Here is a 21,198-nt window from a genome sequence, read left to right as displayed (position 1 = left end):
TATCGTTGCGTCATGGCGCTGACCATCCGGATTGGCACGGGTTAACGACATGCAGACGGCGCTTTTCACGCTCGGGCTCGTGCTGTTTTTGCTCGGCCTGCTCACCGGGTTCGCCGTGCCAGCGCTGAAGAACCCGCGCATGGCGCTGTCGAGTCACCTCGAGGCGGTCCTCAACGGGATGTTTTTGGTGCTGCTGGGCCTGCTTTGGCCGCACGTCGACCTGCCGCACGCGTGGGCGGTCACCGCGGTCGCGCTGATCGTCTACTCCGGCTACGCGAACTGGGTGGCGGCGCTGCTGGCGGCGGCGTGGGGCGCCGGCCGAAAATTCGCGCCGATCGCGACCGGCGACCACGAAGCCTCGGCGGTCAAGGAGGGTGTCGTCAGCGTTCTGCTGGTGACGCTGGCGCTGACGATGGTGGTCGGCGTGGGCATCGTCATCGCCGGGCTCTAAGTACCGCAGGCTTGCACCGACGGTAAGTCCCACGTCGAGCCCTCGCACCCCGTCGGTGGTGCTGGGCTGTACGTGATCCGCCATGCCCGCCCCACCATCCAGTCATGCCTTAATGCGGGAAATCCCAAAGGTTTTCGCGCATGGGCGAAACACCCGCGACTCAGACGCCGGGAGTGCTACGTGACGCTACTGCCGTCTCGGTGTGCGAGATGTACGCCAGATGCGCTGATCATGCTGAACGCCTCTGGCGTACAGGGTGTTTCGAACACCAGGGAAATTGGAGCGGGATGCCCGCAGCTCCGTCCCGCACCTGCAGCGGTTGCTGGGTCATCGCGAAACCTTGCTCAAAGGCCTGGCGCGGGCCGTCGGGTTATGACGGAGGGTGCGCGTCAGGGGTGCGGACATGCTCCGGACGAAAGCCCCGCCCGACGAAAATCGGCGGAATCGCCTGCAGCGGACCGAAGCCCACGATCTTGGGGACCTTGATCGGAGACAGGTCGCCGCTCAAATTGGGCGCGACGGCGTTGTTCTGCACGAATACCTGAAATGCCTGGATGATCCGAGTGGGCAGCTCGCGCCGCCGCTGCACCTTCGCGAGCAAATCGTCGGTCAATCGGCCTTCACGCAGCGGCGCGCACAAAATGTTGGCCGCGGCGACCGCGTCGGCGACCGCAAGGTTGATGCCGACCCCACCGGCCGGCGACATCGCATGTGCGGCATCGCCGATGCACAGCAGGCCGCTGCGCCACCACGTCTTGAGTCGGTCCACCCGCACATCGAGCTCGCTGGTGTCGTCCCATGACGTCAAGTCGTTGACGTGCTCACGCAGCCGTGGTTGTGCGATGACGATCCGTTGCTTGAACTCCTCCAATGATCCGCCCCGGGGACTCGAGCCCTTGGACATCAGATACGCGATCTGCCAATAGTCACCGCGGTAAATCATGACCATCATCAGGCCCCTGCGGGCCACTCCGAACAATTCCTCTGGGTCGCCGGGACGCCATTTCAGCCGGAACCACAGCACGTCCATCGGGGAGTACGCCGCAGCGGTCTGCAGCCCCGCGGCTGCGCGTAGCGCGGACTTGCGCCCGTCAGCGGCCACCACCAGCTCCGCACGCACCTCCAGTTCTGGCGTGCGCACCCCGACCACCCGATCGCCGTCGAAGATCAGGTCGGTGGCCTCGGCGTTGCGGATCAAAGTGAATTCCAGATAGGCAGAAGCCTTTTCCGCGATGAAGTCGAGGAAGTCCCACTGCGGCATCATGGCGATATACGGCTGCCCGAAGCCGAGCCGTTTGAGCACCTTGAAGTTTCCGAGGGTGCGAATCGAGCCGTCGGTATCGAAGGCGACGCGGTTGATCTTGGTGTGCGGTAGTCGCAGAAACTCGTCGATGAATCCCAGCTCGTCCATGATCCGCAGGGTGGTCGGGTGCACGGTGTCGCCGCGGAAGTCACGCAGGAAGTCGTTGTGCTTTTCCAAGACGACAACCCGGATCCCAGCGCGGGCGAGCAGCAGGGCGTGCACCATGCCGGCCGGCCCACCACCGGCGACGCACACCTGGGTATGGAGAACTTGCGTCATGGGCTGACACTCCCTCGGGCGGTGGAAGAAGTCCGCAGTCATTATCAAGCGTCATATGACCGCGGCGAAAGCCGCCACGCCTCACCGATACGCGTCGCTGCGCTTGGCCACGTTGAACACCGTTACTTCACCAGCGGCGTCGTCGATAAAGTACACCACCCGATACTGCCCGAAGCGCGCACGCCAATCACGCTGGCTTCCAACAAGTTTCTTCGCACCGACCGGTCGCGGATCGTGGGATAAGGCGATGATCACCCGCAGAACCGTTTCCAGCTCGGTGCGCGGGAGCCGCTGTAACTGCTTGAGTACATCAGGGTGGAACGAGATTCTCATCCGGCCGCGAAAGCGGCCGCGTCGACACCCAGCTCGTCAAGCATCTGCGCCAGAGGGACCGCACGGAACGTGTTGGACCGTAGTTCGCGCAGTCTGAGCGCATCGACGACATCAGCGTGCTCATGCAAACGTTCGTAGTCCGCCAAACTGATGATCACCGCAACCTCGGTACCGCTGTCGGTGATGATGGCCTCCTCGCCGGTCGTGGCGACCGCCCGCACGACCGCCCCGAGGCTCCCGCGAAGATCCCGCAGGCTATGAGTACTCATGTGTACATATGTTACACCGCGCCGGCTGCGGACGCGTGCATCGTGACCGTCGTGCCCTTCCTCCAGCGGGGTATCCGACCACCGCCGTCTCGGCAATTGAAGTTTGCGGCCCTGGCTCGCTACGGATGCAAGCCGAAAACCTGCACCGCAACCGACTTGCCTTTCACGGCATGAGTTCCTCGATCCACCAGTCCGAGGGGCCGCGACGCCAGCAGGTCGACACTTTGCTGAGTAAGAAGGATCGCGTCACCGGTGGACTTCGTGAGCTGCTCGACGCGGGCCGCGACGTTGACGGTGTCGCCGATCAGGGTGAACTCCAGCTTGCCGCCGCCGCCGATGGTGCCGGCGATCACCGCACCGGTGTTGATCCCGATACCGATCCGAAGCGCGCCGCCGAACCGTTCGGCGACCACACGACAAATCAGCGCGGCAGCACCCAGCGCGGCATCGGCATGATCGGCAAGATCGTTCGGGGCGCCGAAGACCGCCAACGCACCGTCGCCGAGGAACTTGTTCACATGTCCGCCGGCATCGACGACGGCGGGCACCACTATCTCAAATAGGGCGTTGAGACGCGCAACCGTGTCCTCGGCACTATTCACCTCGGCGAACGGCGTGAAATCACGAATATCGACGAACATCACGGTGACCTCGCGTCGCTCACCGGTGAACACATCATCACCCTGCTCAAGCAAGCGCGCCGCCAGGCCAGGATCGACATATGTCCCGAACGCCGCCTGAAGTCGTTGCCGCTCAAGCAAACCCGCCTGCATGCGGTTGAACGACGCCGCCAGCGCGCCGAGGTCATCGTCCTGCACCACCGGCAGGCGCTGGCTGTAGTCGCCGGCGCCCACGCGTTCAGTCCCTGCCGCGAGGTCGCGGACGGGACGCAAGGACGGCGAGACGATCGCGGCCAGGGTGATCGGCGCCGCCAATCCAAGGGTCAACACGCCCGCGATCCCAGTGAACAGCAGCGGCGTTCCACCGGCCCGATGCAGCAACGCACCCAGCATCGCGCCCGCGCCGGAAAACGTGAACACGGAGGCCAGCATCGAGAGGTTCAACCACACGGCAAAAGTGGGACGAGAGCGGGGAAGGGTGTCGCCGACGCCCATATCGCCGGCGAGGGCGGCTCTCGCCGGACGCAAAGCTCCTTGCGTAAAGGTGTGCAATCCGATCAGTGCCAGCGCAAAACCCAAGGCGCCGCCCACGATCGCGTACTGAATCAACCGCCATCCGGTACTCCCGGCGACCGCGGCGACACCGACTGATAGCAGCGCGGTCCAAACGGGCAGGAACCCAAAACCCCGAAGGGCCGTCGCGCGACTCCAGGTGTAGGTATCCGCCAGTGCTCGTGCACGATCGACCTCGAAGCCGGCCGCCCAACGTTGCGTCAGCCGAAGCGGACGGCTACCGGGAAGGACGATCACGTACGCCAACACCGCCACAGCAACAACGGTGAAAGCGCTCGCCGCCACGAAGCGACTCGACTTCTCGTAAGCGACTACTAGAAACGACCACAGCAGGAACGTCTCGAGCATCGAGGCGAACACGAATGCGCAGATCGCCCACGAGTACTTCGATCCGTACCGCTCCCACGCCGACTGCCAGATGCGGTCCATCCCGCGAGATTAACGTCCGTACGCTTTGAGCAGCGGCTGTTGGTGAGATTCCGCCGCCGGCCGACTGTGGGGCCTATGCACGAAAAACGTTGCGAATTCGCACATTAGCCCCACAGGCCAGCATCACCCGGGTAGTGGTGGCGGTGATGGCCGTGGTGGTCCTGGAAGACGCCAACCACTCGCCGCTTGGTCGAGGCCGAACCCGCCTATCGCAGCGGTTGACTTCCCCGTGCGCGGCGACGCACAGTGCGCTGCCGGGCTAGGGGCACATGAAGCTGATCGGCGGGCACTGCCTCCTGGTGATCGCCTCGATCGGCGGGTTGTCGCCATCCCAGATCGCGGTCGGCCGGCCCTGGCTGGTGACGTTGCCCATCCCGTAATTGGTCGGATACCAGGTGTGGCAGACGTTCCAGTCCCAGTCGATGTACTGGTTGACGATGTAGGGCATCTGCTTCGGGTTGCCCGGGCACCACCTGTGGGGCTGAGTCGTGTCCGCGTGGGCGATCCCCGCACCCCACCCAGTGAGCGCGGTGCCCCCCGCCAGCAATGCGGCGGCGAGGGCTCGCTTCGATGTGAGGGCCAAAAGCATGATGGCTGTCCTTTCTGGTCGACGTGTCGCAACCAGTGCACTGCCTACATCGCGCTACCGATCCCAAGTTGCACTCTGCGCTCGAGCGTAGATCGCCATCCGCGATCGCGGCGCGTTCCGGTTGAAACAGCACTCGCGAGGGTGTCTAAACGACAACACCCCCGGCCCACCGAGGACCCGCCTCGAGCACCGGGGGTGCTTCGTCGATCAAACGGCATGCCGCTCAGTGGTGGTGGTGGTGGTGACCGTGGCCGTGGCCGTGGCCGTCATCCTCCTCGTCAGCCGGCTTCTCTACGACGGCCGTCTCAGTGGTGAAAGAAGTAAGCCGTCAATGTGTCACCGACGGGTCGAGACCGAAGACCTTTACCGCTGCCGACTTGCCTTTCAGCTCATGCGATCCTCGGTCCACAAGACCGAGCGGACGAGAAGCCAGGGCGTCGACGGTTTCGTGGGTGAGAAGAAGCGCGTCACCGGTGGTCTTGGTCAGCTGCTCAACGCGGGCTGCGACATTGACCGTGTCGCCGATCAGCGTGAACTCTAGCTTGCCTCCTCCGCCGATCGTGCCCGCGATCACCACACCGGTATTGATGCCGGTACCGATCCGCAACGCGCCACCGAATCGCCTGGCCGCCAGGCGATTGATCAGGACGGCCGCGGACACGGCTGCATCGGCATGATCCGCGAGGTCGTTGGGGGCGCCGAAGACTGCCAGCGCGCCGTCGCCGAGGAACTTGTTCACATGCCCGCCAGCATCCACGACGGCAGGCACGACGATCTCGAACAATGCGTTGAGTCGCGCGACCGTGTCCTCGGCGGTGTTGGCCTCCGCGAACGAGGTGAAGTCACGGATGTCGATGAACATCACCGTCACCTCGCGACGCTCACCGGTGAAGACATCGTCGCCCTGCTCCAGCAGGCGCTCTGCCAGTGCCGGATCGACGTAGGTCCCAAACGCCGCCTGAAGTCGTTGCCGCTCAGCCAAACCGGCCTGCATACGGTTGAACGACGCCGCTAGCGCGCCAAGGTCATCGTCTTGAACCACCGGCAGGCGTTGGCTGTAGTCGCCGGTCGCAACACGTTCAGTGCCTTCGGCAAGATCGCGAATCGGTCGCAGGGATGGCGAGAACGAGGAGACAACGACCACCGGCACCCCGAGGACCAGTGCCAACGCGCCTCCGATGACGACGGAAAGCACCGGGACTTCACTGGTCCGATCGAACACTGCCGCCAGCATGGCGCCCGAGACGGCAAAGTTGAACGCGACTCCGAGCACCGACAGGTTCGACCACGCGGCAAAAGTCGGTCGAGAACGGGGCAGCGAGTCCCCGACCTCCGTATCCCCGGCGATAGCGACCCTGGCTGGTCGCAATGTCGCCTCCACGAAGCTGTGAATGGCAAGCATCTCGATGCCAATCCCGATGGCGGCACCCAGGATCCCGTACTGGATTAGCCGCGACCCGGTTCCTCCGGCGATCGCGCCGACAACAACCAAATTCAGTGCGCCCCCAATTACATTGCTTCCCAGCCCTCGGGCCACCGCGCCCCGAGCGTAGGTATACGTGGCGTCCAGTGCCCTCGTCCGGTCGATGTCGTGGCCGGCGGCCCACTCCTCTACGAGGCGGCTCGGGCCCGAGCCGGGAAGAAAAACCACGCACACCCCCAGCAACAGGACGACAACGGTCACCATGGCCGCCTCGACGTAGTGATCCGACTTCTCGAAAGCGGCAACAAAAAACGACAAAAAGAGGTAAACCGGCAGAACCACGGCGAACGTGATTGCACAGATCGCCCACGAATACCTCGCCCCGTACCGATCCCACACCCACTGCCAGATGCGATCCATGACGCGAGATTAGACGTGCGCCATCGAGCGCGACCAGACGCAAAAGCCCCCGAACACTCGGCGTGTCGGAGGCTTTTGCGTCTGCTGGGCAGAGATTAGTGATGGTGGTGATGGCCGTGGCCGTGGCCGTCATCCTCCTCGTCAGCCGGCTTCTCGACGACCGCCGTCTCGGTGGTGAGCACCATCCGGGCCACCGACGCGGCGTTGAGCACGGCGGACCGGGTGACCTTGACCGGGTCGATGATGCCGGCGGCGGCCAGGTCCCCGTAGTCCAGGGTGTTCGCGTTCAGGCCGTGCCCGGCGGGCAGCTCCCTGACCTGGTGCACCGCGACCGAGCCGTCCAGCCCGGCGTTGGTGGCGATCCAGTACAGCGGCGCCTCCAGCGCGTCGGCGAACACGTCGACGCCGGCCGCCTCGTCGCCGGACAACGACTTGCGCAGCTTGGCAAGCGTCGTGCCGGCCTGGATCAGCGCCGAACCGCCGCCGGCGACAATGCCTTCCTCGACAGCGGCTTTCGCCGCCGCGACGGCGTCTTCGACGCTTTCCTTGCGCTCCTTGAGCGCGGTCTCGGTGGCGGCCCCCACCTTGATGACGGCCACCCCGCCGGCCAGCTTGGCCACCCGCTCCTGCAGCTTCTCGCGATCCCACTCCGAGTCGCTGGCCTCGATCTCGGCGCGCAACTGCTTGACCCGGTTGGTCACCGCGTCCTTGGAGCCGCCGCCGTCGACGATGATGGTGTCGTCCTTGTCGACCACGACGCGCCGGGCCGTACCCAGCACGTCCAAACCGACCTCCCGCAACACCAGCCCGACGTCGGGGTTGATCACCTGCCCACCGGTGACGATCGCCAGGTCCTCCAGGAAGGCCTTGCGCCGGTCGCCGAAGAACGGCGCCTTGACGGCAACCGCCTTGAGCGTCTTGCGGATCGAGTTGACGACCAGGGTCGCCAGCGGCTCGCCCTCGACGTCCTCGGCGATGATCAGCAGCGGCTTGCCCGCTTCGGCGACCTTCTCCAGCAGCGGCAGCAGGTCGGGCAGCGAGCTGATCTTCTCCTGGTGCAGCAGGATCAGCGGGTCCTCGAGCACGGCCTCCTGCGAGTCGAAGTCGGTCACGAAGTACGCCGACAGGAAGCCCTTGTCGAACCCGACACCCTCGGTGAACTCCAGCTCGGTGTTCAGCGTGGACGACTCCTCGACGCTGACCACGCCGTCGGCGCCGACCTTGGTCATCGCCTCGCCAACCAGCTCACCGATCTGCTCGTCGCGCGACGACACGGTCGCCACCTGCGCGATGGCGTCCTTGCCGGAGACCGGGGTGGCGGCGGCCAGCAGCGCCTCGGACACCGCGTCGGCGGCCTTGGAGATGCCCAGGCCAAGCGCGATCGGGTTGGCGCCGGCGGCAACCATCCGCAGACCGCCCTTGACCAACGCCTGGGCCAGCACGGTCGCGGTGGTGGTGCCGTCGCCGGCGACGTCGTTGGTCTTGGTGGCCACCGACTTCACCAGCTGGGCGCCCAAGTTCTCGAACGGGTCCTCCAGCTCGATCTCACGCGCGACGGTGACGCCGTCGTTGGTCACGGTGGGACCGCCAAATGCCTTGGCCAGCACCACATGTCGACCCCGAGGACCCAGCGTCACCCGGACCGTGTCGGCGAGCTTGTTCACGCCCGCCTCCATCGCGCGGCGCGCGGTTTCGTCGTACTCAATCAGCTTGCTCATCAGGCTCCTTCCGCCCGGCGACGATGCAGGCCGACGCAGCGGCCTGCTGAGGTACCGGGCACGTCAAACTCCGTAACGCGAGCCGCCCCGGAATCACCCGCGAAAACGCGGGGATCGCCCGGGGCGGAACACGACCTACTACTTGGTTACTTGGAAACCACGGCCAGCACGTCACGTGCCGACAGGATCAGGTATTCCTCGCCGTTGTACTTGATCTCGGTGCCGCCGTACTTGCTGTAGATGACGGTGTCACCCTCCGACACATCGAGCGGGATCCGCTTCTCGCCATCCTCGTCCCACCGGCCGGGGCCGACTGCGACGACGGTGCCCTCCTGTGGCTTTTCCTTGGCGGTGTCAGGAATGACCAGACCGGACGCGGTCGTGGTCTCGGCCTCGTTGGCCTGCACGAGAATCTTGTCCTCGAGTGGCTTGATGTTCACCTTCGCCACGATTGGAGCCTCCAACTTAGTTGTTCGGGTCCGGGGCCTTCGCCCCGGACGGGTTAGTTCGGGTTCGGGGCCCATGCCCCGACCAGAGTTGGCGGTCGGTCCGGGGTCTGCCCCTGGACCGTCCGAATTACCAGGTGATATGGCATTCGTCCGGGCCCGAGCGCCGTCGTCGCGGGTGCCGACACAGGGGTTTGGCCGATTGCCACCTAGCACTCTATACACGAGAGTGCTAGCACTCAAGGCCACCCCGCTGCCGAAGCGAATCCAGAGCCGCCGGTCCCGGGGATCACTCCCCTGAATCGGCCGAACGGCCATAATCGCAATGTGTACACCCGCATGCTCAACCCCCTGCTGGCCGTCATCCTCGCGCTCGGCCTGGCGCCGCTCGCCCACGCCGACCCGGGCGGTCAAATGTACGGAGATCCGCAGGCCGCGGCACGTTATTGGCGCTACCAGCACGGCGACGATTGCGGCCTGATGGCCGTCGCCGACGTGGTCGGACAGGTCACCGGGCGGGAACCGCATCAGATCGGCATCGAGCTGCGCGGCGTGTTCACTAAAAGCGAAGTCCACCGCGGCAGCGTCTACAAGCTTGACGGCACCTCTCCCGAAGACATGGTCATGCTGCTAGGCAAATATGGCGTCCCAGCGCAGCTCACGACCGGGAACAGCATGCAGACGGTGGAACAGGACCTGGCCGGCGACCATAAAGTGATCGCCGCCCTCAACGCCGAGACCATTTGGAATTACCCGGCGGGCCAGGGCCAGCGGACCCAGGCCGACCACGCCGTCGTCGTCACCGGCGTCGACACCGCCAACAACGTCGTGCACCTCAACGACAGCGGCACCCCCAACGGCCGCGATGAGCAGATCCCGATGGCCACCTTCACCCAGGCCTGGTCCACCGGCAACAACCTGCTTATCGTCGCCTGACGGTCAGGGCAGCTGCCCGCGCACCACCGGCAGACCCGGGTCGGTTGCCACGTCCAGCGGCGACGGCGGCGCTCCCGCGGCCACCAGGTGCGCGGCGAACGCGGCGATCATGGCGCCGTTGTCGGTGCACAGCCGCAGCGGCGGGATCCGCAGCGCGAGGCCCGTCGCGGCGCAGCGCTGCGCGGCCAGCTCCCGTAGCCGCGAGTTGGCGGCCACTCCCCCCGCGATCAGCAGGGTCTGCACTCCGAGTGCGGTGGCCGCGCGCACCGCCTTGCGGGTCAGCACGTCGGCGACGGCTTCCTGGAACCCGGCGGCGATGTCGGCCGTGGCGGCGTCCGGGTGGCTCTCCACATACCGGGCGACCGCCGTCTTGAGCCCGGAGAAGCTGAACGCGTAGGGGTCATCGCGCGGGCCGGTCATGCCGCGCGGGAACGTGATCGCGTCGGGGTCGCCGCTGCGGGCCAGGTCGTCGAGGACCTTGCCGCCCGGGTAGCCCAGGCCCAGCAGCCGCGCCACCTTGTCGTAGGCCTCCCCCGCCGCGTCGTCGACGGTGCTGCCCAGCTCGATGATCGGCTCGCCGAGCGAACGCACATGCAACAAATGGGTGTGGCCCCCGGACACCAGCAGCGCCACGCATTCGGGCAGCGGTCCGTGCGCGTAGACGTCGGCGGCCAGATGCCCGCCCAGGTGGTTGACGGCGTAGAACGGAATGTCCCACGCGGCCGAATACGCCTTGGCCGCAGCGACTCCCACCAACAGGGCGCCGGCCAGCCCGGGCCCGATGGTGGCCGCGACGATATCGGGCCGGTCCAGACCGGCTGCGTCCAGCGCGCGGCGCATGGCCGGGCCGAGCGCCTCCAGGTGCGCGCGGGACGCGATCTCGGGAACGACGCCGCCGAACCGGACGTGCTCGTCGACGCTGGACGCGACCTCGTCGGCCAGCATGGTCACGGTGCCATCGCGGTCCAGCCGCGCGATGCCGACTCCCGTTTCGTCGCAAGAGGTTTCGATGGCCAGAACGACGGTCACAGGGCCTCCCGGCGCATCGTGTAGGCGTCGGCGCCGCTCACCCGGTAGTAGCGCTTGCGCAGGCCGACCTGTTCGAATCCCATGCTGCGGTACAGCGCGATGGCCGCCTCGTTGTCGGTGCGGACCTCCAGGTAGACGACGCCGCCGTCGGCGAACTCCAACAGCTGCGCCAGCATCCTGCGGCCGATGCCCTGCCCTTGGAATGCCGGATCCACGCCGATGGTGTGCACCTCGTACTCGAACGGCGGTTTGCGGCCCAGCCGCGAGATGCCAGCGTAGCCGACCAGCACGCCGTTGGCGCGCGCGGCGACGTAATGGTTGTGGGTGGCGGCCAATTCGCGCTGGAACGCCACCGCCGGCCACGGGTCGTCGCCGTCGAACAGCTGCGCCTCCAGCTCGGCGCACCGGGCGGCGTCGGCGGGGGTCAGCGCCCCGACGGTGACGGGCTCGAGGTGCGCGGTCATGGGTGCGCCGCCAGCGGCTTGGCGTCGGGCCGGCGCAGGTACAACGCCACCAACGGCGCGGGTTCGTCGGCCCAGTTCACCGCGGCGACCAGGCCGGCCGGGGTCGGGTAGACCGGCTCGCAGCGCGGCAGGTCGAACAGCGCCGCGTGCTCGGGTGAGCCGGCCACCGCCCGCGCCGGGCCGGGGTCGACGTCGGCGGGGGCGCTGACCGCGGGACCGTCGGTGCGTGACCCGTCTTGGTATCGCGCCCAATAGATTTCGCGGCGACGGGCGTCGGTGACCACCAGGGTGTCGCCGGTGGTCAGCACGCCGATCGCGTCCAGGCTGCACACCCCGTGCACCGGGATGCCCAGCGCGTGTCCGTAGGCGGCGGCGGTCGCCATCCCGGCCCGCAGGCCGGTGAAGGGGCCGGGCCCGCAGCCCACCACGACGGCGTCGAGGTCGGCCATGGTCAGTTCGGCGTCGGTCAGCGCGGCCAGCACGTTGGGCGTCAGCCGCTCGGCATGTGCGCGGGCGTCGATGGTGACCCGCTCGGCCAGCACGCTGAGATCGTCGCGGCGCACGATGCCCGCCGTCACCGCCGGAGTGGAGGTGTCGAGGGTCAGGATGGCGCTCATGAGCCCCACTCCCACGTCGCAATCCTGGTGTCGGAATGGCTGATTCGTTCGAGACGGATGTCGAGGTGGCGCTCGGCGAGGCGTTCGGCCAGACCCTCGCCCCACTCCACCACGACGACCGCGTCGGCCAGCTCGGTGTCGAGGTCCAGCGATTCCAGCTCGTCGAGCAGGTCGGCGGCGTTGCGGTCCAACAGCCGGTAGACGTCGACGTGGATCATCGCCGGGGCACCGGGTCGTCGCGGCGGATGCACCCGCGCCAGCACGTAGGTCGGCGACGTGACCGGGCCGTCGACGTCCATCGCCGCGGCAATCCCCTTGGCCAGCACCGTCTTTCCCGCGCCCAGCGGACCGGACAGGACGACGACGTCACCGGCGCGCAGCTGCTCCCCGAGCCGGGAGCCCAGCGCGACGGTGTCCTCGACCCGTTCGAGTGTGGCGGTTCCCGAGCTAGTCATCGCGGCACAACCATTCCCGAAGCCGGCGGTACCGCTGCGCCATCTTGCTCGGCCGCGACCGGTTGACCAGCCGGATCAGTCCGTCGTTGATGGCGTCGGGTTTGTCCAGCAGCGCCAGGTGGCTGGCGCCGGTGACGATGACCAGTTCGGATCGCGGCATACAGGCCGCCATCTTTCGCGAGTACTCGTCGGGGGTGAGCAGGTCGTGGTCACCGCAGGCGATCAGCGTCGGGACCCGCAACAGCGTCCACAGCCCGGCGGTTTCGTCGTGCGCTTCCAGCGCGGGCAGGAAGCCGACCATGGTGGCGATCGGGGTCTCGTTCATCATCCGCTGGGAGAACGCGTCCAGGCTGCGGCTGACTTGCAGGTCGCTGAAGGAGGCGGCGCGCAGGATGGGAGCGATCAGCGACCGTGACACGGTGCGGCCGCGGTGCAGCAGACTGGGTGCGGACCGGGCGGTGAACCGGATCGCTTCCAGCGCAGGGTTTTTCAGTATCTCGCCCAGGGGGGACCGGGTCACACCTTCGGCGGCGGAGGAGATCAATGCCGCACCGACAATCCGGCGGCCGTACCGCTCGGGGAACTGCCGGGCGTGCGACAACACGGTCATGCCGCCCATCGAATGGCCGACCAATACGATCGCCCCGCGCGGCACCGCCGCCCGCAGCACGGCTTCCAGGTCCTTGCCCAGTTGGGTCAGCGTGTAGGTCTCGGGGTCGGCCTCGGCGGACTCGCCGTGACCGCGCTGGTCGTAGAAGACCATCCGCACATCGGATACCCAGTGCCCGGCCAGGCGCCGACGCTGAAAGTGGAAGGCGCCCATGCGCAGACAGAATCCGTGCACGAAGACCAGGGTCAGCGGGGCGTCCGTCGGGCCGTCCTCGCGCACCGTCAACCGCACCCCATCGGGCGCGCTCACCACGTAGCTACGGTCGACGTCCACGTCGTCGAAATCCTCGCCAGCGTAAGGATCTTCGAGCGCGGCGGCCCGGGCGGTCATCGAACGCCGGGCCGATGCCCCGACGATGGTAGCCACCGCGCTCACCCCGGCGCCCCCCGCAAGCCAGGCCCTGCGCTTGCGGGTTTCTTCATCACTCAACGGTTTTCGGCCTCGCGATAGGTTCTGGTAATGCGACCGCGCGGGCTGGTGACCACTTCGTAGTGGATGGTGTCGAGCAGATCCGCCCAGTCCTGCGCGGTGGGCTCGCCCGCGGTGCCCGGCCCGAACAGGATCGCCTCGTCGCCCTCGGCGACGTCGGGCTGCCCGGGGCCCAGGTCGACGACGAACTGGTCCATGCAGATCCGCCCGACGCCCGGGCGGCGCCGGCCGTTGATCAGTACGTCCAGCCGCCCGCCCAGCGCGCGGAACACGCCGTCGGCGTAGCCGATCGGCAGCAGCGCCAGATTGGTGTCGCGCTGCGCGGTCCAGGTGTGACCGTAGGAGACGCTTTCGCCGGCGCGAATCGATTTGACCAGTGCCACAGCGCATTTCACCGTCATCGCCGGAATCAGGCCCATGTCGCCCAGCTGCGGCACCGGGCTCAGGCCGTACACCGCGATGCCCGGGCGCACCAGATCAAGGGCCAGATCGGGGCGCGACAGGGTGGCCGACGAGTTCGCCAGGTGCGCCACCTCGAATTGCACCCCCTGATCGCGCGCGTGGGCCAGCATCTCGGAGAACCGTTGGGCCTGAACGTCGTTGATCGGGTTGTCGGGCTGGTCGGCGTACACCAGGTGCGACATCAGCCCGCGCAGGCGCAGGGCGCCCTCGGCGGCGCCGACCCGCAATGTCTGCAGCATCGTCGGGTATTCCGCGGCGGGCACACCGTTGCGATTCAGCCCGGTGTCGACCTTGACAGTCACCGTCGCGGTGCGCCCGGTCCGCTGCGCCGCGCCGAGCAGTTCGTCGAGCTGACGTATCGAGGACACCGCGATCTCGACGTCGGCCAGCAGCGCGGGCCCGAAGTCGGTGCCGGGCGCATGCAACCAGGCCAGCACCGGCACGCAGATGTCGTCGGCCCGCAGCGCCAGTGCCTCGTCGACCGTGGCCACCCCCAGTTCGGCCGCCCCGGCGGCCAGCGCGGCGCGGGCGACCCGCGCGGCCCCGTGGCCATAGCCGTCGGCCTTGACGACGGCCATCACCTGCGCGGAGCCGGCGTGCTCGCGCAGCACCCGCACGTTGTGTTCGATTGCCCCGAGGTCCACCACGGCCTCGGCGAGGACCCCGGGCCTCAGCGATATCGGCGTAACAGCCACGCCGCCATTGTCCCAGAAGTGCCGCGAGCGCCCGCGAACCGAACGTCAGTGCGAAAATCCTGCGCTGATTTCGCAGTGCGGTTCGGCTCGCGAGCGCAAGGACTCAGTGCGCGAAGTGCTCGGCGCGGTAGTGCCCGCCCGGCTTGAGCTTGTCCAGCGAGGCCAGCGCGCTGCGGGCGTCGTCGTGCAGCGCCCGGGCCAGGTCGGCGGACAGCCCCTCACGCACCACGATGCGCAGCACAGAGATGTCGGTGGCGTTGTCCGGCATCGTGTAGGCGGGCACCTGCCAGCCGTAACCGCGCAGTTCATGCGAAACGTCGAACTCGGTGTAGCCCAGGCCGCGCTGCAGCCGGAAGCTGACCACCGGGATCGCCGAGCCGTCCGAGATCAGCTCGCAGTGGTCCCCGACGCGCAGCTGCTCGGCCAGCCAGCGCGCGGTCGACGACAGCGTCTGCATCACCTGGGTGTAGCCCTCGCGGCCCAGCCGCAGGAAGTTGTAGTACTGGCCGACCACCTGATTGCCGGGGCGGGAGAAGTTCAGCGTGAACGTCGGCATGTCGCCGCCCAGGTAGTTGACGTGGAACACCAGGTCCTCGGGCAGGTACTCCTTGCTGCGCCAAACCACGAACCCGACGCCGGGGTAGGTCAGGCCGTACTTGTGGCCGCTGACGTTGATCGACACCACCCGCGGCAGCCGGAAGTCCCACTTCAGGTCGGGGTGCAAGAACGGCACCACGAAGCCGCCGCTGGCGGCGTCGACGTGCACCGGAACGTCGACTCCCCCGCCCGCCGCCAGCTTGTCCAGCGCCGCGCAGATCTGCGCGATGGGTTCCAGCTCGCCGGTGTAGGTGGTGCCCAGGATCGCCACCACCCCGATGGTGTCCTCATCGACCGCCTCGACCACCTGCTTGGGGGTGATGACGTAGCGCCCCTCCTCCATCGGCAGGTAGCGCGGCTCGACGTCGAAGTAGCGGCAGAACTTCTCCCACACCACCTGCACGTTGGAGCCCATCACCAGGTTGGGGGTGCGACCCTTCCAGTCTTTCCCGACCTTCGCCCGCCACCGCCATTTCATCGCCAGCCCACCCAGCATCACCGCCTCGCTGGACCCGATCGTCGACACCCCGCACGCGCTGGAGGGGTCGTCGTCGCGCAGGCCGTCGGCGTGGAACAGGTCGGCGACCATGCACACGCAGCGCTGCTCGATGGCCGCGGTGGCCGGATATTCGTCCTTGTCGATCATGTTCTTGTCGAAGGTCTCGGCCATCAGCCGCCCGGCCTCGGGGTCCATCCAGGTGGTGACGAAGGTGGCCAGGTTCAGCCGCGAGCTGCCGTCGAGCATCAGCTCGTCGTGAATGAAGCGGTAGGCGGCGTCGGGGTCCATGGATTCCTCGGGCAGCCGCAGCGCGGGTACCGGCGCGGTGAACAGGCGGCCGGTGTAGGCGGGGGCGATGGAATGCGCTGGCATGGACGGATGTTGGGGCACGGGATTCCTCTCTAAGGTCTATAGGGCAGCCACGGCCGCCCGGATGTGGTGCAGGATCCGTGACGCCGACGTCGGCGCCTCGCCGGGACCCGGGTCGGCCGCCGACATCGCCGCCGCCCGCGCGTGCACGAACGCCGCGGCCGCGGCCGCCTCGGCCGGCGGCAGCCCCGACGCCAGCAGCGCGCCGATCATGCCGGACAGCACATCCCCGGAGCCGGCGGTGGCCGCCCAGGACTGTCCCGCCGGGTTCAGGTAGACCGGGCCGCCGGGGTCAGCGATGACGGTGACGTTCCCCTTGAGCAGCACGGTCGCGCCGAACGCGTCGGCCAGTTTTCGGCACGCGCTCACGCGATCGTCCCCGGGCGGGGCGCCGGCCAGCCGGGCGAATTCGCCGGCGTGCGGCGTCAGCACCGTCGGCGCGGCGCGGTCGACGAGCACCTCGGGATGGGCCGCCACGATGGTCAGCGCGTCGGCGTCGACGATCACGGGCAGGTCGGTGTCCAGCGCGAACCACAGCGCGGCGGCCCCCTTGTCGTCGGTGCCCAGCCCGGGCCCGACCACCCAGGACTGCACCCGTCCGGCCGACGACGGAGTGGGCGAGGCGATCACCTCCGGCCAGCGCGCGAGCACCTCGGCATGCGCGCCGCCGGCGTAGCGCACCATGCCGGAATGCGTCACGACGGCGGCGCCGGTGCACAGCACCGCCGCGCCCGGATACGTCGACGAGCCGGCCAGCACGCCGGTCACGCCCTGGGTGTATTTGTCGTCGCGGGCGCCGGGCACCGGCCAGCGCGCCACCACATCGGCGGCCTCGAAGCCGAACAGGTCCGTCTCCGGCAGGTCGAGCCCGATGTCGACCAACCGCACGCGGCCGCAGTCGCCCAGCGCGTGCACGGGCTTGAGCCCGCCGAAGGTCACCGTCAGCGCCGCGTGCACGGCCGGGCCGGTGACCGCTCCGGTCGCCGCGTCGACGCCGCTGGGGATGTCGACGGCGACCACCGGGATCCCGGCCGCGTCCACCGCGGCGAACACCTCGGCCGCCGCCGGCCGCAGCGGGCCGGATCCGGAAATGCCCACCACGCCGTCGATGACGAGATCCGTTGCCGCCGAGACCTTTTGCACGATTCTCCCGCCGGCCTTGGTGAACGCCGCCAACCCCTTGCGATGCGTGCGGTCCGGGTTGAGCAGCACCGCGTCGGCGGCCGCGCCGCGACGGCGCAGGAAGGTGGCCGCCCACAGCGCGTCGCCGCCGTTGTCGCCGGAGCCGACGACCGCGCACACCCGGCGCCCGGCCACCCCACCGGTGCGCCGGGCCAGCTCGCAGATGATCTCGCTGGCCAGCCCGAACGCCGCGCGTCGCATCAGCGCACCCTCGGGCAGGCTGGCCAGCAGCGGGGCTTCCGCCTCGCGGATCGCGTCTGCCGAGTAGTAGTGCCGCATCACCGCCAGCCTAGGCGACGGCCTTGCCCAGCCATTCACTCATCGCCGTGGCCAACGCCGCGCGATTCTCGCGCTTGACGATCCCGTGTCCGTCGTCGTCGAACAGCAGGTAGCGCACGTCGCGACCGGCCCGGCGCAGCGCGTCCACGATTTGCTCCGATTCGCCGACCGGGACGTTGGTGTCCATGGCGCCGTGCACCACCAGCAGCGGCGCGGTCAACGCGTCCACGCGGCGCAGCGGGGAGAGCTCCGCCAGCAGTTCGCGATCGTGCACCGGGTGGCCGTACTCGGGGTACGCCGCGGCGGCGATCCACGGCTCGGTGTTGCGGTAGAACGTGGTGAGATCGCTCATCCCGCAGATGCTGACGCCCGCGGCGAACAGCTCGGGGTGAAACGTCAGGGCCGCCAGCGTCAGGTAGCCGCCGTAGGACCAGCCCGCGCAGGCGATCCGCGTCGGGTCGGCCACGCCGTTGTCCACCAGGAAGCGCACGCAGTCGGCGACGTCGTCGATCGCGCCGAAGCGCTTCTCCTTGTCGTCGGCGTGCACGAACGTCCGGCCCAGGCCGCCGGAGCCGCGAACGTTGGGCGCCAGCACCACGACTCCGTCGCCGACCAGCCGCGCGAAGATCTCGCTGTAGCCGGGCCGGGCCTGGCCTTCCGGCCCGCCGTGCAGATAGATCATCGCGGCCCCGGTTGGCTGCGCGGGCCGGTACAGCCAGGCGTTGAGGCGCAACCCGTCGCGTGCGGTGATGATTTCCAGCGTGGTGGCCGCCGATCCCGGAATGATTGGGCCGCAACTGGGTTCGCGGTCGATCGGCTCCCATTGGCGCGAGCGGGGATCGACGAGCTCGACGGTGCGCGGCGTCGAAGGCCCTTCGACGGTGACGGCGACCATCGACCCGCCCGCACTGATGGACAGCTCACTGGCGACCAGGCCGGGCAGCGGGATCGGTTCTCCCAGCGTGTTGTCGGAGTATTCGAGAATCTGTAATTCGCTGCGGCCCTGCAGGTTCCACAGCAACGCAACGGTGGACAGGTCGTCACTGATGACGAACGCGTCGAGATCACAGTCGGGGCGCTCGGCCACCACGTAGTAGCTGACGCCGTCCGGCGTGGCCGTGACTTCCAACAGCCGGGCATGCTCGCAGCCGTTGTCGCTGCGGATCAGCGCCCGGACGTATCCGCTGCCGTCCGCGCCCGGGTAGTACAGCTCACTATCCGGGCCGTGCCGGACGCGGCGCGGATGGTGGTCGTCGAGAATGACGCCGTCTTCCGTGGTGGACCCAGGATCTGATGGCAGCAATGCGATTTCGGTCGATCCGTGCAGCATGATCAGTTCGTGGTAGCCGCGTGGCCCGACTCGTATCAGCGACGCTCCGGCCCACGCGTCGACCAGTCTGCCGCCGGATCGTCGGTCCAGCACCGTGCACTGGCCGTCGGCCGGATCGATCAGACATGAGGTCCCGACGCCGTCCTCACCGGTGAGGATCGCGGCCACCCGGGTGCCGTCCCAGGCGATCAGCTCGGCGGTGCCGGCATCATTTCCGTCGATGCCGTCGATGCGGTCGATGTCGTCAATCCTGCGGGCCATCCGGTCGTCGGGGTCGGTGGTGACGACCCAGATCTGGCTGCGGGTTCCGCCGCCCGGGGCGACTTCGCAGGCCAGCCACCGACCGTCCGCAGAGTGAATGACCCGCGAGACCGCGCCCTCGACCGGTAGCTCCACATCCCGCGACGAGCTGGCCCGCCGGCCCCGTAGAAACCGTTGCACCGCACGGGGATAACCGCCGTCGTCGACCAGATGGGCGAACGCCGTCGCGTCCGGCGACAGCGACGCGCCGTAGAGCGCGCGGACCTGCTGGGCCATCGCCTCAGCCCGCCATGCCCTGCAGCCACATTTCCAGCACGGCCAGTTGCCACAACGCGTTGGCGCCCAACGTGGTCCGTGTGCGGTTGGGCTCGGCCAGCAGCGCTTGGATGGCCTCGGGGCGATACAGCCCGCGCGCGCGGGCGGCGTCGTTGGTCAGCGCGTCGCCCACCATGTCGAGCAGCTCGCCGTGCAGATGGCGGATGCCCGGCACCAGGAAGTGTCCCTTGGTGCGGTCGATCACCTCCGCCGGAAGCAGCTTGCGTGAACCGTTTTTCAGCACACCCTTGCCGGCCGAGGCCAGTTTCAGTTCGGGCGGGCAGGTAGCCGCCAGCTCGACGAAGTCGTGGTCGAGGAACGGCACCCGCGCTTCCAGGCCCCACGCCATGGTCATGGTGTCAACGCGTTTGACCGGATCGTCGACGAGCATCACCTGGGTATCCAGCCGCAACGCGGCATCCACCGCGCTGTCGGCGCCCGGTGCGCCCTGATGGGCCGTCGCGAACTCGCGGCTCACGTCGGCGTCAATCCCGTACTCGGGGGCCAGGATTGACAGCACCTCGTCGTGGCTGCGGTCGAAGAACACCTTGGCGTAGGCCTCGGTGGTCTGCTCGCGCGCAATGTTCGCCAGCGGCGGGTACCAGGAGTAGCCGGCCAGAATCTCGTCGGCGCCCTGCCCGGATTGCACCACCTTCACCGACTTGCTGACCTGGCCCGACAGCAGGTAGAAGGCCACGCAGTCGTGGCTGACCATCGGTTCGCTCATGGCGGCAATGCTTTTCGGCACCGCGGGCGTCAGCCGCGAGGTGTCGATGTGGATCTTGTGGTGGTCGGTGTCGAAGGTCTTGGCGATCAGGTCGGAGTAGAAGTACTCGTCGCCGGATTCGCCGTCGGACGAGTCGAAGCCGATGCTGAAGGTGGCCAACCCGTGCTGGCCCTGCTCGGCCAGCAGCGCCACCACGATCGAGGAGTCGATGCCGCCCGACAGCAGCACACCCACGGGGACGTCGGCGACCATCCGGCGCTTCACCGCGGTGCGCAGCGCGTCCATCAACGCGGCTTCCCAGTCGCGGCCCGACCAGGACGCCTTGTCTGGGTCGCGGCCGAATTTCGGTGTCCAGTAGACGGTTTCGGTGTGCGACCCGTCGGGCTGGATCACCCGTACCGTCGCGGGCGGAAGCTTGCGCACGCCGCGGTAGATGGTCAGCGGCGCCGGCACCACGGAGTGGAACGTCATGTAGTGGTGCAGGGCCTCGCGGTCCAGTTCGGTGTCGATCTCACCGGGCTCGCCAGCCTGTAGCAGCGCCCGCATGCTGGACGCGAACCGCAGCCGGCCCGGCGCCGCCGCCAGGTAAAGCGGCTTGATGCCCAGCCGGTCCCGGGCCAGCGTCAGCACACCGGTGTCCCGGTCGGCGATGGCGAACGCGAACATCCCCTTGAATCGCTCGACGCAGTGCGCGCCCCACTTGTGGAACGCCTTGATCACGACCTCGCTGTCGGCGGTGGAGAAGAATCGGTACCCGTCGGCCTGAAGTTGCTTACGCAGCTCCTGGTAGTTGTAGATGCAGCCGTTGAAGGCCAGGCTCAATCCGAGTTCGGCGTCGACCATCGGTTGCGCCCCGCGAGCCGACAGGTCGATGATCGACAGTCGCCGATGCCCGAGGGCCACGGGTCCGTGCGCGACCACCCCGTCGGCGTCCGGCCCGCGCGAGGTCATCGCGCATGTCATCCGGGCCACCGCCCCGACGTCGGCTGCCCTTCCGTCCCAACGGATTTCACCGCAGATACCGCACAT

20 protein-coding genes are annotated in these 21,198 nt (G+C 68.0%); 2 read left to right on the top strand and 18 right to left on the bottom strand.

Annotated elements, in window-relative coordinates; all coding sequences use genetic code 11:
- Nucleotides 1–49: 49 nt before the first annotated feature.
- Nucleotides 50–451, top strand: coding sequence for a hydrogenase (locus tag G6N66_RS03590; protein WP_085233549.1), 402 nt, complete (start codon nt 50–52; stop codon nt 449–451).
- Between the two features lie 370 nt (nt 452–821).
- Here the strand turns inward: G6N66_RS03590 and G6N66_RS03585 are convergent, their stop codons facing one another.
- The 8 genes from G6N66_RS03585 to groES all read right to left on the bottom strand — a co-directional run bounded on the left by G6N66_RS03585 (nt 822) and on the right by groES (nt 8,856).
- On the bottom strand, nt 822–2,033 hold the full coding sequence (locus G6N66_RS03585) for an FAD-dependent oxidoreductase (RefSeq protein ID WP_085233548.1): 1,212 nt from the start codon (nt 2,031–2,033) through the stop codon (nt 822–824).
- 81 nt (nt 2,034–2,114) lie between these two features.
- Entirely contained in the window at nt 2,115–2,366 is a 252-nt protein-coding gene (locus G6N66_RS03580; protein ID WP_085233547.1) for a type II toxin-antitoxin system RelE family toxin, read from the bottom strand.
- Nucleotides 2,363–2,635: a type II toxin-antitoxin system Phd/YefM family antitoxin gene (locus G6N66_RS03575; protein WP_085233546.1), complete on the bottom strand. Its 273-nt coding sequence runs from the start codon at nt 2,633–2,635 to the stop codon at nt 2,363–2,365. The genes G6N66_RS03580 and G6N66_RS03575 overlap by 4 nt, the downstream gene beginning before the upstream one ends.
- Nucleotides 2,636–2,754: 119 nt before the next feature.
- Nucleotides 2,755–4,257, bottom strand: coding sequence for an adenylate/guanylate cyclase domain-containing protein (locus G6N66_RS03570; RefSeq protein WP_085233545.1), 1,503 nt, complete (start codon nt 4,255–4,257; stop codon nt 2,755–2,757).
- Nucleotides 4,258–4,516: 259 nt separating this feature from the next.
- On the bottom strand, nt 4,517–4,846 hold the full coding sequence (locus G6N66_RS03565; RefSeq protein WP_085233544.1) for a hypothetical protein: 330 nt from the start codon (nt 4,844–4,846) through the stop codon (nt 4,517–4,519).
- A gap of 328 nt (nt 4,847–5,174) precedes the next feature.
- Nucleotides 5,175–6,689, bottom strand: coding sequence for an adenylate/guanylate cyclase domain-containing protein (locus G6N66_RS03560; RefSeq protein ID WP_085233543.1), 1,515 nt, complete (start codon nt 6,687–6,689; stop codon nt 5,175–5,177).
- Between the two features lie 95 nt (nt 6,690–6,784).
- Entirely contained in the window at nt 6,785–8,407 is a 1,623-nt protein-coding gene (gene groL, locus G6N66_RS03555; protein WP_085233542.1) for a chaperonin GroEL, read from the bottom strand.
- 146 nt (nt 8,408–8,553) lie between these two features.
- Nucleotides 8,554–8,856 carry a co-chaperone GroES gene (gene groES / locus G6N66_RS03550; protein ID WP_007167930.1) on the bottom strand — a complete coding sequence of 101 codons (303 nt, stop codon included), beginning with the start codon at nt 8,854–8,856 and terminating at the stop codon, nt 8,554–8,556.
- 336 nt (nt 8,857–9,192) lie between these two features.
- Between groES and G6N66_RS03545 the strand changes: the two genes are divergently transcribed.
- Nucleotides 9,193–9,789, top strand: a complete 597-nt coding sequence (locus tag G6N66_RS03545; RefSeq protein WP_085233597.1) for a C39 family peptidase — start codon at nt 9,193–9,195, stop codon at nt 9,787–9,789.
- 3 nt (nt 9,790–9,792) lie between these two features.
- On the opposite strand, the gene tsaD is transcribed toward G6N66_RS03545, so the two are convergent.
- The 10 genes from tsaD to G6N66_RS03495 all read right to left on the bottom strand — a co-directional run bounded on the left by tsaD (nt 9,793) and on the right by G6N66_RS03495 (nt 21,198).
- Entirely contained in the window at nt 9,793–10,818 is a 1,026-nt protein-coding gene (tsaD, locus tag G6N66_RS03540; protein WP_085233541.1) for a tRNA (adenosine(37)-N6)-threonylcarbamoyltransferase complex transferase subunit TsaD, read from the bottom strand.
- Entirely contained in the window at nt 10,815–11,282 is a 468-nt protein-coding gene (rimI, locus tag G6N66_RS03535; RefSeq protein WP_085233540.1) for a ribosomal protein S18-alanine N-acetyltransferase, read from the bottom strand. Before rimI ends, tsaD begins: the two co-directional genes overlap by 4 nt.
- Nucleotides 11,279–11,899 (bottom strand): tRNA (adenosine(37)-N6)-threonylcarbamoyltransferase complex dimerization subunit type 1 TsaB, encoded by a 621-nt coding sequence (tsaB, locus tag G6N66_RS03530; protein WP_085233539.1) that lies wholly within the window; start codon nt 11,897–11,899, stop codon nt 11,279–11,281. Before tsaB ends, rimI begins: the two co-directional genes overlap by 4 nt.
- A complete protein-coding gene (tsaE, locus tag G6N66_RS03525) occupies nt 11,896–12,354 on the bottom strand; it encodes a tRNA (adenosine(37)-N6)-threonylcarbamoyltransferase complex ATPase subunit type 1 TsaE (RefSeq protein ID WP_085233538.1) in 459 nt (152 codons plus the stop codon). Before tsaE ends, tsaB begins: the two co-directional genes overlap by 4 nt.
- Nucleotides 12,347–13,399 (bottom strand): alpha/beta fold hydrolase, encoded by a 1,053-nt coding sequence (locus G6N66_RS03520; protein ID WP_179968249.1) that lies wholly within the window; start codon nt 13,397–13,399, stop codon nt 12,347–12,349. Before G6N66_RS03520 ends, tsaE begins: the two co-directional genes overlap by 8 nt.
- A gap of 50 nt (nt 13,400–13,449) precedes the next feature.
- Nucleotides 13,450–14,610 (bottom strand): alanine racemase, encoded by a 1,161-nt coding sequence (gene alr, locus G6N66_RS03515; protein ID WP_085233536.1) that lies wholly within the window; start codon nt 14,608–14,610, stop codon nt 13,450–13,452.
- Nucleotides 14,611–14,713: 103 nt separating this feature from the next.
- Nucleotides 14,714–16,078 (bottom strand): glutamate decarboxylase, encoded by a 1,365-nt coding sequence (locus G6N66_RS03510; protein WP_139825262.1) that lies wholly within the window; start codon nt 16,076–16,078, stop codon nt 14,714–14,716.
- Between the two features lie 36 nt (nt 16,079–16,114).
- Complete coding sequence (locus G6N66_RS03505; RefSeq protein WP_085233534.1) at nt 16,115–17,536, bottom strand: NAD(P)H-hydrate dehydratase; 1,422 nt, start codon at nt 17,534–17,536, stop codon at nt 16,115–16,117.
- 10 nt (nt 17,537–17,546) lie between these two features.
- Nucleotides 17,547–19,403, bottom strand: a complete 1,857-nt coding sequence (locus G6N66_RS03500; RefSeq protein ID WP_085233533.1) for an alpha/beta hydrolase family protein — start codon at nt 19,401–19,403, stop codon at nt 17,547–17,549.
- A gap of 4 nt (nt 19,404–19,407) precedes the next feature.
- The gene (locus G6N66_RS03495; RefSeq protein WP_085233532.1) at nt 19,408–21,198 is read right to left on the bottom strand and encodes an N-acetylglutaminylglutamine amidotransferase; all 1,791 of its coding nucleotides are present in this window, start codon (nt 21,196–21,198) and stop codon (nt 19,408–19,410) included.

The sequence above is a fragment of the Mycobacterium conspicuum genome (genome assembly GCF_010730195.1).
GTDB lineage: Bacteria > Actinomycetota > Actinomycetes > Mycobacteriales > Mycobacteriaceae > Mycobacterium > Mycobacterium conspicuum.
The sequence above is the reverse complement of the archived record's forward strand: the minus strand, read 5'-3'. Positions and strand labels throughout refer to the sequence as shown.

Excerpts from the sequence above, each read along its gene's own strand:
- G6N66_RS03590 (WP_085233549.1), top strand. The coding sequence starts at position 50 with ATGCAGACGGCGCTTTTCACGCTCGGGCTCGTGCTGTTTTTGCTCGGC.
- G6N66_RS03585 (WP_085233548.1), bottom strand. The coding sequence starts at position 2,033 with ATGACGCAAGTTCTCCATACCCAGGTGTGCGTCGCCGGTGGTGGGCCG.
- G6N66_RS03580 (WP_085233547.1), bottom strand. The coding sequence starts at position 2,366 with ATGAGAATCTCGTTCCACCCTGATGTACTCAAGCAGTTACAGCGGCTC.
- G6N66_RS03575 (WP_085233546.1), bottom strand. The coding sequence starts at position 2,635 with ATGAGTACTCATAGCCTGCGGGATCTTCGCGGGAGCCTCGGGGCGGTC.
- G6N66_RS03570 (WP_085233545.1), bottom strand. The coding sequence starts at position 4,257 with ATGGACCGCATCTGGCAGTCGGCGTGGGAGCGGTACGGATCGAAGTAC.
- G6N66_RS03565 (WP_085233544.1), bottom strand. The coding sequence starts at position 4,846 with ATGCTTTTGGCCCTCACATCGAAGCGAGCCCTCGCCGCCGCATTGCTG.
- G6N66_RS03560 (WP_085233543.1), bottom strand. The coding sequence starts at position 6,689 with ATGGATCGCATCTGGCAGTGGGTGTGGGATCGGTACGGGGCGAGGTAT.
- groL (WP_085233542.1), bottom strand. The coding sequence starts at position 8,407 with ATGAGCAAGCTGATTGAGTACGACGAAACCGCGCGCCGCGCGATGGAG.
- G6N66_RS03545 (WP_085233597.1), top strand. The coding sequence starts at position 9,193 with ATGCTCAACCCCCTGCTGGCCGTCATCCTCGCGCTCGGCCTGGCGCCG.
- rimI (WP_085233540.1), bottom strand. The coding sequence starts at position 11,282 with ATGACCGCGCACCTCGAGCCCGTCACCGTCGGGGCGCTGACCCCCGCC.
- tsaB (WP_085233539.1), bottom strand. The coding sequence starts at position 11,899 with ATGAGCGCCATCCTGACCCTCGACACCTCCACTCCGGCGGTGACGGCG.
- tsaE (WP_085233538.1), bottom strand. The coding sequence starts at position 12,354 with ATGACTAGCTCGGGAACCGCCACACTCGAACGGGTCGAGGACACCGTC.
- G6N66_RS03510 (WP_139825262.1), bottom strand. The coding sequence starts at position 16,078 with ATGCCAGCGCATTCCATCGCCCCCGCCTACACCGGCCGCCTGTTCACC.
- G6N66_RS03505 (WP_085233534.1), bottom strand. The coding sequence starts at position 17,536 with ATGCGGCACTACTACTCGGCAGACGCGATCCGCGAGGCGGAAGCCCCG.
- G6N66_RS03500 (WP_085233533.1), bottom strand. The coding sequence starts at position 19,403 with ATGGCCCAGCAGGTCCGCGCGCTCTACGGCGCGTCGCTGTCGCCGGAC.
- G6N66_RS03495 (WP_085233532.1), bottom strand. The coding sequence starts at position 21,198 with ATGTGCGGTATCTGCGGTGAAATCCGTTGGGACGGAAGGGCAGCCGAC.